11 protein-coding genes are annotated in these 13,319 nt (G+C 70.5%); 10 read left to right on the top strand and 1 reads right to left on the bottom strand.

The window, feature by feature from the left end:
• Window positions 1–3 precede the first annotated feature (3 nt).
• From C1703_RS36550 to C1703_RS36595, 10 genes are all read left to right on the top strand, one after another.
• The gene (locus C1703_RS36550; RefSeq protein WP_114256857.1) at window positions 4–1,590 is read left to right on the top strand and encodes a bifunctional 3-(3-hydroxy-phenyl)propionate/3-hydroxycinnamic acid hydroxylase; all 1,587 of its coding nucleotides are present in this window, start codon (window positions 4–6) and stop codon (window positions 1,588–1,590) included.
• Entirely contained in the window at window positions 1,587–3,554 is a 1,968-nt protein-coding gene (locus tag C1703_RS36555; RefSeq protein ID WP_198678373.1) for an acetoacetate--CoA ligase, read from the top strand. Before C1703_RS36550 ends, C1703_RS36555 begins: the two co-directional genes overlap by 4 nt.
• A complete protein-coding gene (locus C1703_RS36560) occupies window positions 3,551–3,904 on the top strand; it encodes a DoxX family protein (protein WP_114256858.1) in 354 nt (117 codons plus the stop codon). The genes C1703_RS36555 and C1703_RS36560 overlap by 4 nt, the downstream gene beginning before the upstream one ends.
• A gap of 83 nt (window positions 3,905–3,987) precedes the next feature.
• Window positions 3,988–6,168 carry a SpoIIE family protein phosphatase gene (locus tag C1703_RS36565; protein ID WP_232840700.1) on the top strand — a complete coding sequence of 727 codons (2,181 nt, stop codon included), beginning with the start codon at window positions 3,988–3,990 and terminating at the stop codon, window positions 6,166–6,168.
• Between the two features lie 196 nt (window positions 6,169–6,364).
• Entirely contained in the window at window positions 6,365–7,549 is a 1,185-nt protein-coding gene (locus C1703_RS36570; RefSeq protein ID WP_114256859.1) for a cytochrome P450, read from the top strand.
• Between the two features lie 42 nt (window positions 7,550–7,591).
• The gene (locus C1703_RS36575; RefSeq protein ID WP_114256860.1) at window positions 7,592–7,789 is read left to right on the top strand and encodes a ferredoxin; all 198 of its coding nucleotides are present in this window, start codon (window positions 7,592–7,594) and stop codon (window positions 7,787–7,789) included.
• Window positions 7,786–8,955 carry an NAD(P)/FAD-dependent oxidoreductase gene (locus tag C1703_RS36580; protein ID WP_114256861.1) on the top strand — a complete coding sequence of 390 codons (1,170 nt, stop codon included), beginning with the start codon at window positions 7,786–7,788 and terminating at the stop codon, window positions 8,953–8,955. Before C1703_RS36575 ends, C1703_RS36580 begins: the two co-directional genes overlap by 4 nt.
• Window positions 8,956–9,229: 274 nt before the next feature.
• On the top strand, window positions 9,230–9,511 hold the full coding sequence (locus tag C1703_RS36585) for a hypothetical protein (RefSeq protein WP_157993207.1): 282 nt from the start codon (window positions 9,230–9,232) through the stop codon (window positions 9,509–9,511).
• The gene (locus C1703_RS36590; RefSeq protein WP_114256863.1) at window positions 9,508–11,121 is read left to right on the top strand and encodes a cation acetate symporter; all 1,614 of its coding nucleotides are present in this window, start codon (window positions 9,508–9,510) and stop codon (window positions 11,119–11,121) included. Before C1703_RS36585 ends, C1703_RS36590 begins: the two co-directional genes overlap by 4 nt.
• A 236-nt stretch (window positions 11,122–11,357) precedes the next feature.
• Entirely contained in the window at window positions 11,358–12,323 is a 966-nt protein-coding gene (locus C1703_RS36595) for an amidohydrolase family protein (protein ID WP_114256864.1), read from the top strand.
• A 638-nt stretch (window positions 12,324–12,961) separates the two neighbouring features.
• Here the strand turns inward: C1703_RS36595 and C1703_RS39425 are convergent.
• Complete coding sequence (locus tag C1703_RS39425) at window positions 12,962–13,114, bottom strand: hypothetical protein (RefSeq protein ID WP_198678374.1); 153 nt, start codon at window positions 13,112–13,114, stop codon at window positions 12,962–12,964.
• Between the last annotated feature and the right edge of the window lie 205 nt (window positions 13,115–13,319).

Consider the following 13,319-nt stretch of genomic DNA (forward strand, 5'->3'; position numbering starts at 1 on the left):
CACATGATCTACGAACGTAACGGGGCAGACGTACCCGTGGTGATCGTCGGCGCCGGGCCCGTGGGCGTGACCGCGGCCCTCCTCCTGGCCCGCCGCGGAGTCCGCAGCGTCGTCCTCGAACGCCACAGGGACATCTACCCGCTCCCGCGTGCCGCCGCCACCGACGACGAGGTACGCCGGATCCTCCAGGCCGCGGGCGTGGGAGAGGAGTTCGCCGCCATGGCCCGCCCGGCGAACGGGCTGCGGCTGCTGGACGCCCGGCACCGGGTGATGGCCGAGTTCCGGCGCACCGAGCACGGCCTGCACGGCTACCCGCAGACCAGCATGTTCGACCAGCCCGAGCTGGAACGCGTGCTGCGCGACGCCCTGGCCCGGCACCCGGAATGCGAACTGCGGGGCGGAGTGGAGGTCACCGGCATCGGCCCGGACACCGAGGGCCCCGTGCGCGTGACCTACCGGGACGACGACGGTGAGCACGAGCTGTGGGCCGACGCGGTGCTCGGCTGCGACGGCGCGAACAGCCTCACCCGCGAGGCGATCGGAGCCGTCTGGGAGGACCTGCGCTTCGAGGAACGCTGGACCGTCATCGACGTCCGCACGACGGCCGACGTGCGCTCATGGGAGGGGGTCGACCAGGTCTGCGACCCGGACCGGCCGGCGACCTTCACGCGCATGGGTGAGGACCGTTACCGCTGGGAGTTCCGGCTGTGCGAGGGGGCGGAGCAGCCCGTCCGCGAGTTGGTCGCTCCCTGGTTGTCGCCCTCGTACGAGGGGGACTTCGAGATCATCCGCGAGGCGCAGTACACCTTCCGGGCCCGCCTCGCCGACCGTTGGCGCAGCGGACGGGTCTTCCTGCTCGGTGATGCCGCCCACCTCACCCCGCCGTTCATCGGACAGGGGCTGTGCGCGGGCCTGCGGGACGCCTACAACCTCACCTGGAAGCTCGCCCGCGTGCTCCGCCAGGGCGGGGACGAGCGGCTGTTGGACACCTACGAGACTGAGCGCAAGCCGCACGCCCGGCATGTGATCCGGCTCGCGGTCGCCATGGGCTGGGCCATGACCGGCGGCCAGGACAGTGCCGCCGCGATCCGCCGCAGGGCCCTGGCCGCGGCCTGCCGCATACCCGGCCTGACCGAACTGGCCGGCCGCGACCTCAGCCCGCCCCTGACCACGGGACTCCTCGTACGCCGCCGCCTCCGCAAGGGCCTTGCGGGAACGCACTGCCCCCAACCCTGGATCACCGCCGACGGACGGCGCAGCCGCCTCGACGAGGTGCTCGGCGACTCCTTCACCATCCTGACCACCGCCGATCCCTGGCCCTCGCTGAACGCCCTCGCCCACGCACTCGGCATCCGGGCGATCCCCGTCACCGGCCTCGGCGACGACGGCACACTCGCCGCCTGGCTGCGCGCCGGCCGCGCGGACGCCGTACTGCTGCGCCCCGACCGCGTCGTCATGGACGTCGTCCCCGCCGGGGGCCAGGACTTCACCGGCACCGCCGCCTGGGCGTCCCTCCTGCACACCACCCGCAGTCCCCACCCGCCCCAACGGACCGTCGACAACAGCCTGCTGAGGAGCGTCACACGATGAGCGTGCCCGACCCTTTCATGACGCCGGATCCGCAGGCCGTCGCGGACAGCAACCTCATGGACTTCGCCCGCCATGTCGGGATGTCCGGCGCCGATTACGCCGACCTGTACCGCTGGTCGGTCACGGACCTGGAGGGTTTCTGGGGGGCGGTGTGGGAGTACTTCGACATCGACGCGGACACGCCGTACGAGCGGGTGCTGGCGGAGGAGCGGATGCCCGGCGCCCGCTGGTTCCCCGGCGCCACCCTCAACTACGCCCACCACGCCCTGCGCAACCTCGCCGACGACGCTGTGGCGGTCATCGCCCTCGACGAGACCGGCTCCTGCTACGAGGTGACCGCGAGCCACCTGCGCGCCCAGGTCGCCTCCGTCGCCGCGACCCTGCGCGAGCTGGGCGTCGGACAGGGCGACCGGGTGGTCGGCTATCTTCCCAACACCCCGCACGCGATCGTCGCGTTCCTGGCCGCCGCGAGCCTGGGCGCCGTGTGGTCGGTGTGCGGGCAGGACTACGCCCCCAAGGCCGCCGCCGACCGCTTCGCCCAGCTCGAACCCACCGTCCTGATCGGCGCCGACGGCTACCTCTTCAACGGCACCACCCACGACCGGCGCGACGCCACCCTCGAACTCGCCCACGCGCTGCCGACGTTGAAGGCGACGCTGCTGGTGGGCCATGTGGGCCTGCCATGGCCGTCGAGGGCGTACCCCTCGCTGGTCGTCCCCTGGGAGGACGCCGCTACCCGCACCGAGGAACTCACCTGCACGCCGGTGCCGTTCGACCACCCCCTGTGGGTCGTCTTCTCCTCCGGCACCACCGGCCTGCCCAAAGGCATCGTCCACGGCCACGGAGGCGTCCTGCTGGAGCATCTCAAGACCCTCGGCCTGCACTCCGATCTCGGCCCCGGCGACCGCCTGCTGTGGTACACCACCACCCACTGGATGATGTGGAACCTGGTCGCCTCCACACTCCTGACCGGTGCCACCACCTGCACCTACGACGGCAGCCCGGCGCCCCTCGCCCAGCCCGACGTCCTGTGGCAACTGGCCGCACGCCACCGGGTGACCGTCTTCGGTACCAGCCCCCAGTACCTGCTGGGCATGGCCAAGTTCGGCATCGACCCCTCGGTGCACGACCTGTCGTCGATCCGTGTGGTCGGCTGCACCGGCTCCACCCTGCCGGCCTCCGCCTACCCCTGGGTCCGCGACCACGTCGGCGACCGCGTGCTGCTCGCGTCGATCAGTGGCGGCACGGACGTGGTGTCCGGCTTCGCCGGCAGCGCACCCAACACCCCTGTATGGGCAGGCGAGTTGTCCGCACCCCACCTGGGCGTCGCGCTGGCCGCCTACGACGCCGAGGGCTTCCCGGTCGTCGACCGGGTCGGTGAGCTGGTCGTCACCCGTCCCATGCCGTCGATGCCGCTGTACTTCTGGAGCGACCCCGACGGCACCCGCTACCGCGACGCCTACTTCTCGTCCTACCCGGGCGTCTGGCGGCACGGTGACTGGATCACGGTCACCAGTCACGGCTCGGTGATCGTGCACGGCCGCTCCGACAGCACCCTGAACCGCAACGGTGTCCGCCTCGGCAGCGCCGACATCCACGACGTCGTCGAGCGCCTCCCCGAGATCGCGGAAGCCCTGGTCATCGGCGCGGAGGAGGACGACGGCGGCTACTGGATGCCGCTGTTCGTGGTCCCCGCCGCCGGGGTGACCCTGGACGACACCCTCCGCGACAGGATCCGCGACGCCATCCGGACCGGTGCCTCACCCCGCCACGTCCCTGACGAGATCCTCGAGGTGCCGGGCATCCCGCACACCCGCACCGGCAAGAAACTCGAAGTCCCCGTCAAACGTCTCCTTCAGGGCGCCCCGGTCGAGCAGGTCGTCAACCCGGCCACCGTGGATGCCCCGGACCTCATCGACTACTACGCCCGCCTGGGCGCTGAACGCAGGGACCGATCGGCATGACAACCGCACACACCACCCTCGCCGTCGCACTGGCCCTGGTCTTCCTCCCTCTGGGGCTGGCGAAGATCGCCGCGGTGCCGTTCATGCGTCAGGCAGCTGCGCATCTCGACATGTCGCCGGGTCTGTACCGCGTGATCGGCACCCTGGAAGTGGCGGGAGCCGCCGGGCTGCTGCTCGGCCTGGCTTCGGCCCCGCTCGGGTTGGCCGCCGCCGCCGGGCTGGTTGTGCTCATGGTGGCTGCCGCGGTGGTTCACCTGCGCCATGGCGACCCGCCCGTGCGGGCCCTGCCCGCCGCCGTACTGGCCCTGGTGGCGGTGGCGTACGCCGGGGTGGCGATCGCCGCCGGCTGACGGCCGGGTGTGCGTCGCGTGGAGCGGGAGGCTGTCGATGCCCGACGACGCACGGTCCTCCTGTCCGGCGTACCGTCGACAGTGTGGAGTGCACGGCCGCCAGCCTTGTGTCCCGTGTCGCCGGCGACCTCGGGCCGATGGCGGACGAGGTGATCGCGGATGTGGTGCGGTGCCTGCGGCGCGAGGTTCCCGAACTGTGGAGCAACCCGGATCTCGTCCGCATGACGTCCGAGAACATCGCCGAGCATGTCGTCGGCGTGCTGGCCGGCCTGGAACACGGCATCGAGCCGAGCGAGATAGATCCGCCGCCCGCCGAGTTGGAACGTGCACGTCGGCTGGCCCGGTACGGCACGCCGGTCACAGCGCTGTTGCGGGCCTTCCGGCTCGGTCAGGGCGTCATCCTGGACAGACTGCTTGCTGAGATGCCGCGGCTGACGAAAGACGCGGAGTTGATCAGTGAGGCAACGCGCCTCCTGCTCGCGATGGCGAACGGATACGTGGACGACGCGTCCGAACAGGGTGTCACGGCGTTCCAGGAGGAGCGTGACCGGCGACTGCAGTGGCGGCTGTCCTTGGTGAACGAGGCCGGTCTGCGCATCGGGACCACCCTGGACATTGCCCGCAGCACCCAGGAGCTGGCGGACCTCGCCCTCGACCACTTCGCCGACCTGGTCACCGTCGACCTGCTCGACTCCGTGGTCCACGGGGACGGCGTCCCGGCGCCGGGCCCCCTCGTACTGCACCGGGTCGCCCAGGCGCCGTCGGCGCAAGGCGGTCCCGAGCCGACGCTTGGGTTGGGGGCGGTTCACGCCTGTCCGGACGGATCGGTCATGGCTCGCGCCCTGGTCACCGGCCGGCCCTCCCGGCACACGGCGACGCCGACGGATCCGGTCGACGCCTTCGGCATCCACTCTGCCCCGTCGACGCTGGTGGTGCCGTTGAGCGCCCGCGGCGCCACTCTCGGCGTCGCGCGATTCTGCCGTCACCGGAACCCGGCTCCCTTCGACGACGAGGATCTGGTCCTCGCGCAGGAGATCGCGGCCAGGGCGGCCGTGGCCATCGACAACGCCCGTCGCTACACACACGCCCGTGCCACGGCCCTCACTCTCCAGCGCAGCCTGCTGCCACGGCGTACGGCGGAGCAGTCCGCCGTCGACGTCGCCTGCCGCTACCTGCCCGCCGGTGGCCAGGCCGGTGTGGGCGGCGACTGGTACGACGTGATCCCGCTGTCCGGAGCCAGGGTCGCCCTGGTCGTGGGCGACGTGGTCGGCCACGGCATCCACGCCGCCGCCACGATGGGGCGCCTGCGCACCGCGGTCCGCACCCTCGCCGACATCGACCTGCCGCCCGAGGAACTGCTGACACACCTGGACGACGTCGTCATCCGCCTGTCCGCCGAAGCCTCGGCCGACCCGGACACGGACGTGGCCGGGGACATCGGCGCCACCTGCCTGTACGCCGTCTACGACCCCGTCGACGGCCGCTGCTCCCTGGCCCGCGCGGGGCACGTGCTGCCCGCCGTAGTGAGCGGCGACGGAACCGCCGATCTTCTGGACCTGCCGTCCGGCCCGCCGCTGGGCCTGGGCGGACTGCCGTTCGAGGCGGCGGAGGTCGACCTGCCCGAAGGCAGTCTCCTGGCCCTGTACACCGACGGCCTGGTCCAAGCCCGCGACCGCGATATCGAGGCAGGCCTCACCCTCCTGCGCCACACCCTCGCACAGCCCTCCGCATCCCTTGAGGCCGCCTGCGACACCGTGCTCCAGGCCTTGCTGCCCGCGGGCCGACCCCACGACGACGCCGCCCTGCTGCTCGCCCGCACCCGCACCCTGGGGGACCACCAAGTCGCCGCCTGGGACGTGGACGCCGACCCGGCAGCCGTCGCCCGGGCCCGTTCGAGCGCCATCCGGCAGCTGTCGTCCTGGGGACTGGGGGACCTCGACTTCATCACCGAACTGGTGGTCAGCGAACTGGTCACCAACGCCGTCCGCTACGGCCGGCCCCCCATCCGCCTGCGCCTGATCCGTGATCGGTCCCTCCTGTGCGAGGTGTCCGACGCCGGCAGTACCACCCCCCACCTGCGCCGGGCCCGCGCGTTCGACGAGGGCGGACGCGGCCTGCTCCTCGTCGCCCAGCTCGCCGAGCGCTGGGGAACGCGCCATGCCCGGCAGGGCAAGACGGTCTGGGCCGAGCTGGGCGAGGAGAAGCACGCCGGGCTCTCGGACCCGGCCTCGTTCCTTCAACGGCAAGGAAACCCGCAGTTCTGATGAAACCATCGCTCTTCTCTGTCGTAACCCTTGACGATGCATTCCATCAGGCTTGAGTATTTTCTCATCATGGCGTTGCTGCACTGACGGCGCCCGCCCGCGCAACGGGATGAGGAGTGGGCACTCACCCTTGCGCCCGAGGCCGTGCTCTTGTCAGCCGTCCACGCTTCTCACAGTTTCTTCAGGAGGGCTCCTCATGCCCATGCGTACGGAGATTCCCGTCTACCACCCGGACATGTATTCGGCGTCGGCCATCCGCGACACCTATCCGCACTACGCAGCGCTGCGCGCACTCGGCCCCGTGGTGTGGCTGAGCAAGCACAAGGTCTACGCCCTGCCGCGATACGCCGAGTGCAAGCAGGTACTGCTGGACGACGACACCTTCGTCTCCTCGGGCGGTGTCGGTCTGAACCCCGTCGCCAACCGGGTGGGGCAGGGCACCACGCTGTTCAGCGACGGCGATGAGCACGCCCGCCGCCGCTCCCTCCTCGCGCACCGCCTCACTCCCAGGGCGCTGCGCACGATGCAGGACACGGTCGACCAGCAGGCGGCCGCCGTGGTCGAGGCAGCTGTAGCCCGCCGAACGGTGGACGCGGTGGAGGTCGCCACAGCGCTGCCGATGTCGGTCGTCCCCGACCTGGTCGGCTGGCCCCAGCAGGGCCGTGAGCACCTGCTGCGCTGGGCCGGCGCCACCTTCGACGCCCTGGGTCCGCTCAATCGCCAGGCGGTGCGCACCCTCCCCGCCTCCCTCGGCATGATGCGCTATGCCCGCGGTGTCGTCCGCGACCGGTCCGTGCTGGACGGCAGCATGGGCCACGACCTGCTGCGCGCGTCCGACGAGGGCCGGATCATGCCCGCCGAGTGCGTCACCATGATGATCGACTATCTGGCACCCTCCCTGGACACCACGATCAGCGCCATCTCCAGCGCTCTGTACCTGTTCGCCACCCACCCCGAACAGTGGCGCCTGCTGAAGGCGGACCCGGACCTGGTCCCGAAAGCGGTCAACGAAATCGTCCGCTACGAATCCCCGATCCGCGCCTTCTCCCGCACCGCCGCCTGCGACACGGAACTCGCGGGCGTGCCCCTCCCCAAGGGCTCCCGGGTGCTGGTCCTCTACGGCTCCGCCAATCGGGACCCGCTGGAGTGGGACGACCCGGACACCTTCGACATCCGCCGGGACGCCGCCCGCCAACTCGGCTTCGGGCAGGGCACGCACGGCTGCGCCGGTCAGGGCCTGGCCCGCCTGGAAACCTCCGCGATGCTCCGAGCCCTGATCGAACGCGTCGACCGCATCGAGCCGACCGGCACACCCGAGTGGGCCCTGAACAACGTCATCCACCGTCTCGAGCGCCTGCCGCTCGAACTCATCCCCGCCTGAACCCCGCCGCTCGCCCGTTCGAGGACAGCTGAGGACAGCACCATGAAGATCTCCGTCGACCATCCACGCTGCGAAGGCCACGGCCTGTGCGCCGACCAGGCCCCCGACGTCTTCAGCCTGGACGACGACGCCGAACTCACCTACCACTTCGAGGGCACCGACGTCCCCGACGAGCATCAGCCCGCCGCCCGCGCGGCCGTCAACGCCTGCCCGGTCGCGGCCCTTCGAGTCCTGTCGTGACCGCACCGCGCTCGGTGCTCATCGTCGGCGAGTCACTCGCCGGCACCACCGCCGCCCGCCACCTGCGCACTCTCGGCCACACCGGACCCCTCACGATCATCGGCGCAGAGGAACACGGCGCGTACTCCCGCCCGCCCCTGTCCAAGGTGGTCCTGAAGGACCCGGCCGCGGACCAGACCCTGGGCCTGGCCCTCGACGGACTCGACGCCGACGTCATCCGCTCGCCCGCCGTCGCCGCCGACACCCGGCACCGCACCGTCACGACCGCCGACGGCCGCCAGGTCGGCTACGACGCGCTGATCGTCGCCACCGGCGCGGACGCCCGCAGGCTCGCCGCCCCCGGGCAGCGGGGCGAACTCGTCCTGCGCACCCTGGACGACGCCCGCCTGCTCCGCGCCCGCCTGGCGGACGCCGGCTCGGCGATCGTGGTCGGCGCCGGCTTCCTCGGCATGGAGGTGGCCAGCGCCTGCGCCGCCCGCGGCATCCCGGTCACCGTCGTGGACGCCGACCGCCCGCTGGAACGCATCCTCGGCGACCACCTGTCCGCCGAGATCACCGCACGCGCCTCAGCACACGGCATCCGCTTCGTACAGGCCACCGGCTTCGCCACCCTGACCGGCGACCCCGTGAGCGGCGTGGCGCTCCCCGACGGCACCGAACTCACCGCGGACCTGGTGGTCACCTGCGCCGGAGAAGTACCCAGCACCGGCTGGCTGGCAGGGACCGGCCTCGCCGACCGCCTCGGCGTCGGTATCGACGATGCCTGCGCCACCACCGTGCCCGGCGTGTTCGCCGCCGGTGACGTCACCTACCTCCGCGGCGACGGCATACGGCCCGACCGGCGTGCGCCCTTCTGGTCCAACGCCGTCGCCCAGGGCAGGACCGCGGCGGCCTCCGCCCTCGGTCTCCCGCCGCCGGGACCAGCGCAGGACGACTACTTCTGGACCGAGGTCGCCGGTCTCAGCGTCAAGATCGTCGGCCGCCTGCCGCTCCTCGGTGAACCGACCACGGTGCAGGGCAGCGTGGCCGACGGGCGCGCGCTGCTGACCTGGAGCCATGCAGACGGAACGTCGACGGCGGTCGCCTACGGACTGCGCAAGCCGGTCGCCGCGCTGCGGGCCTTGGCCGCCACGTCTTTGCCGCGTCACCGTGACGACGGCAGATGAGCGTCGCGACGTAAGGAAGCCACGGGGCACGGGCATGGCCGGGGTGCTCTTCCGCGGCGCACGCGGCTGATCGACCCGGTCCCAGGGGACAAGCCCGACCTGATCGACTACCACGCCTGCCTCGGCGCGTCGAACGCTGCGCTCAGAGGCCCGGACAGCCCGGAAGTTCCACCTCCCTCCATCCAGAGAGCCGCGCATCATCATGTACATCCAAGATCCTCCGCCCGGTTCCAGACCACCGGAAGCAGCCACGGACCACCTAGCTCTGCAGCACTTGCGAAGGACCTCAGGGCGGCTCAGGGTCCGCCTGCTCGTGCTCAACCTGGCCGTTGCCGGCATTCCCCTCCTGCTCGACCTGGTCCCGGGGGTCCGCCTGGCCACCCCTGTGTCCGGCCCCTTCACCCTCGGACTGCTGGTGCTCGGCACCGCTGCGCTGACCTTGGTGGTCGCAGCCCTCTGGTACGAGCGCGCCTGTCGCGTCCACTGCGACTCGAGGGCCGAGGAACTGCGTGGCCGGGCTGCGGCGTCCGAGTCGGCCCCCTGGGGGAGACCATGACGTCCGGCGCGGTCCTCGCGGCCGGCGATTCCGGCCTGTTCGCACCCCTGATGGCATTCCTGATGGTCGTCATCGTCTCATTCCTGCTCTGCCTGGTCGCGGGTGTGGACAACGACACGGTCGCCGACTTCTTCACCGCCAACCGGTCCCTGTCCGTGACGAAAAACGCTCTGGCGCTGTCCGGCGACTTCATCTTCACCACCGCCCTGCTCAGCTCCGTCGGCGCCGTTTCCCTCGCGGGCTACGACGGCATGGTGGTCGCCATCAGCGCCATCGCCTCACTCGGTGTGCTTCTCCTGCTGGCCGAACCCCTGCGCAACACCGGGCTTTTCACCCTCGGTGCCATCCTGGAAAGCCGTGTGACCGGCACGGCGACCAGGGTCGCGGGCACCGTGATCACGCTGGCCGTATGCCTGCCGGTGATGGTCGTACAGCTCACGGTGGCAGGTGATGTGACGGCCTACGTCCTCGGGTTGAACAGGCCGGGTGCCGCCGAGGTCTGCACGGCTCTCATCGGAGCGTTGATCGTCTCCTTCGCCGCGTTCGGCGGCATGCGGGGCAGCAGCATGATCGAGATCGTCAAGGTGATCGTCGTCTTCGGCACGGTTCTGGCGGTGAGCTGGGCCGCCCTCAGCCGTGCCCACTGGGACCTGGGCACCCTGCTGGAGACCGCTGCCGGCCACAGTGGCGGGGCGCAGTCCTTCTACGCCCCGGGCCTGCTGTACGGGGACACGCTGACGGGCAGACTGGATCTGGTCTCGCTGTGCGTCACCGTCATCCTGGGGTCTGCCGTGTTTCCGCACATCGTTTTGAGGGTGAGCGCTTCCCGGAACGGGCCGGCGGCCAGACGGGCCTCCACTGCCGCCGTCGTCATGATCACGCTGTTCTACGGCGCCATGGTTCTCACCGGGCTGAGCGCGGCGGCGACGTTGGGCGCCAACGTCATCGCCGCGCACGACCCGCAGGGAAACACAGCGCTGTTCCTGCTCGCCGACAACCTTGCCGGAAGCAGCACCGGGCTGTTGTTCACCATGGTCGCCTGCGCCGCGTTCGTCACCGTCCTCGGCACCGTAGCCGGGCTCACCATGGCCGCCTCCGCGTCGCTGGCGCACGACCTGTACGCCCGGGTGGGCCGTCGAGGCGGCGGCGGTGAACGCAGCGAAGTGAACGTGGCACGCGCGGCGGTGATGATTTTCGGCCTGGTCAGCGTGTACCTGGCTGTTGTGCTGCACCACTGGAGCATCGTGGTCCTGAGTTTGTTCGCCGCCGCGCTGACCGCTTCAGTGGTTCTCCCCGCACTGGTGTACAGCCTCTTCTGGAAGGGCTTCACCAGAAGCGGACTGCTGTGGACGCTCTACGGATCACTGGCGTGCTGCGTTGTCCTCGAAGCATTCGGCCCTGCTGTCTCCGGCAGCCCCGTAGCCCTCTTCCCCGACCGGGACTTCCACTGGTTCCCGCTGCAGAACATCGCTCTGATAACCGTCCCCGTCGGGTTCTTCCTCGGCTGGGCGGGCAGTCTGCTCAGCCGTCGGTCGCACGCAGATCAGGACCGCTACGTCGAGATGCAGACCGCACTGCTGATCGGTCACAAGCCGATCACCCCGCAGTGAGGTGCTGTGGGATGACATGGACATCGCGCGGTTCACGTCGGAGCAGCAGCTCACTGGGCCTGGCGCGGGCCGGGGACATCGCGGCATCCGGTGATTGGGGGCTGCGACTTGGCTCAGCGGTCTGCGTGCTCTCCTGCCCGTCCCCGAAACGAGTTCTTCTGGCATGTCCAGGCCCCGCCACCGCCAACGACCCCAGCCTCAGCGCCTCCGTCCCCATCCGTGGAGGGAAAGATCAGATGACGCCCGAGCCTCCGCTCAAGGGAGCCATTGATGTGCACGCCCACTTCATCACGCCGCGACTGCGTGCGGAGATGGAGAAGGCGGGCCACGGCGGGCCCGACGGCATGGCCGCCATCCCGGCTTGGAGCCCCGAAGACGCCCTGTCCGTGATGGACGGGGCGGGTATCGCGGCAGCTCTTCTGTCGGTCTCATCCCCCGGCGTGCACTATGGCGACGACAGGGCCGCCCGGGAGCTGGCCCGGGTGGTGAACGAGGAAGGCGCGGCCCTCGTCCACGATCACGCCGACCGTTTCGGCCTTCTGGCCACGCTTCCGCTGCCCGATCTGCCCGGCGCACTTGCCGAGACGCGACATTCCTTTGACGAACTCGGAGCCGACGGCATCACGCTCCACACCCACTACGCAGGGCGTCACCTGGGCGATCCGTTTTACGAGCCGCTCTTGGCCGAACTCGACGAACGCTCCGCCGTCGTCTTCCTGCATCCCACGTCACCGCCGTGCTGGGAAGCCACGACTATGGGGCATGCGCGCCCCATGCTGGAGTTCCCCTTCGAGACCACCCGCGCCGTCACCAATCTGGTCCTGAACGGCGTCCTCGACCGATATCCCCGCATCCGCTTCATCGTCCCTCATGCCGGAGCCGCTCTTCCGGCAGTCGCCGACCGCGTCGCGGCCTTCGCGTTCTCCACGGGCGATCCGCCCGTGGACGTTCTAGGCGCCCTGCGTCGGCTTTACTACGACCTCGCCGGCTTCCCTCTGCCACGGCAACTACCCGCTCTGCTGACGTTGACGGGCACCGACCACATCCTCTACGGAAGCGACTATCCCTACACGCCGGACTGGGTGGTCCACGGCTTGGCGGAAACGCTCGTATCCAGCACGGTACTGAGCACGGAGCAATGGCAGTCGGTGCTGCGCGACACCGCCTCCGCCCTCTTCCCTCGGTTCGCGCCGCAGCCGTAGCCGGGGCCACGCCCGAGTCCTGCCCCCATGGATCTCGCCCAAGCGCCTGAGGTGCTTTCTCTTGTAGCTCATCCGGTTCCGCCGAGTGGGGACGAGTCGGTGCGCACCGGCCCCGGGTACAGCACGGCGACCGTGACGCCCGTGCCGGCCGGCTCAGCGCGCAGGCCCTCCCTGAAGTGCTGCGGTAGGCCTTCGACGGCTCCCCGGTGCCGACCAACCCGCCGCCGTACTGGGCTACTTCGGCACCGGCGGCACCGCGGGGGGCGAACGACAGCACGTCCTCGGACCGCCGGGGCTCAGCATCGGCATGGGCATGAGACCCCGTCAGCTCGGCAACACGAGCATGATGCGGTCGGTCCGCCGGGTCCGCATGGACTGCGACGGGGTTCGCCGGGTAGCCCGCTTCCGCGAGAACGCCGGTCGACCTTCTCCCGGGTCGACGACTTCACGCCGCCGTTGTTCTTGAGACAGCGCGACACGGCCTGTGACACAGCCGGGCGTGGGGCCCGGATGCCCGGGTCTGGTCGCCGAACTTCAACCTGGCCGACAGGTACTCCGAGGATGGATACGGAGGAGCCGAGACCCGCCCCGGTGAGGGGTGCGGGCGTCGCGGCGGTCGGCAGCGAGCCGCCCGCAGATCACGGCGTCGGAGTTCCGTCCGGGAACGAGACGAGGGGAACGTTGGGCTGCTGAGGTGCCGCGGACAGCGTATGGACGATCCCCAAGGACAGGCCAACGGCGAGGGTGACTGCACCAGCGCAGGTCAACAGGGATTTCACCAGCAGGGTCATGGGGTTCGGCTTCCTTCGCGCGACGAATGACGGCATCGGACAAGCACCGGCCCCGACCGGTTACCGATGAGTATGGGAACACTGTTGACACTCGTCAAGACTCCGCTTACGTTCCCTGGCTCAGACGCACCACGTTTCCCGGTCCGACGCGCGCACCCTGCCCCGCACCGGCCGCCTGGTGATCGTCCCCATTCCCCGGACCTGG

Origin of the sequence: Streptomyces sp. Go-475, assembly GCF_003330845.1 — a bacterium.
Lineage (GTDB): Bacteria > Actinomycetota > Actinomycetes > Streptomycetales > Streptomycetaceae > Streptomyces.

Excerpts from the sequence above, each read along its gene's own strand:
- C1703_RS36555 (WP_198678373.1), top strand. The coding sequence starts at position 1,587 with ATGAGCGTGCCCGACCCTTTCATGACGCCGGATCCGCAGGCCGTCGCG.
- C1703_RS36575 (WP_114256860.1), top strand. The coding sequence starts at position 7,592 with ATGAAGATCTCCGTCGACCATCCACGCTGCGAAGGCCACGGCCTGTGC.
- C1703_RS36570 (WP_114256859.1), top strand. The coding sequence starts at position 6,365 with ATGCCCATGCGTACGGAGATTCCCGTCTACCACCCGGACATGTATTCG.
- C1703_RS36590 (WP_114256863.1), top strand. The coding sequence starts at position 9,508 with ATGACGTCCGGCGCGGTCCTCGCGGCCGGCGATTCCGGCCTGTTCGCA.
- C1703_RS36550 (WP_114256857.1), top strand. The coding sequence starts at position 4 with ATGATCTACGAACGTAACGGGGCAGACGTACCCGTGGTGATCGTCGGC.
- C1703_RS36595 (WP_114256864.1), top strand. The coding sequence starts at position 11,358 with ATGACGCCCGAGCCTCCGCTCAAGGGAGCCATTGATGTGCACGCCCAC.
- C1703_RS39425 (WP_198678374.1), bottom strand. The coding sequence starts at position 13,114 with ATGACCCTGCTGGTGAAATCCCTGTTGACCTGCGCTGGTGCAGTCACC.
- C1703_RS36560 (WP_114256858.1), top strand. The coding sequence starts at position 3,551 with ATGACAACCGCACACACCACCCTCGCCGTCGCACTGGCCCTGGTCTTC.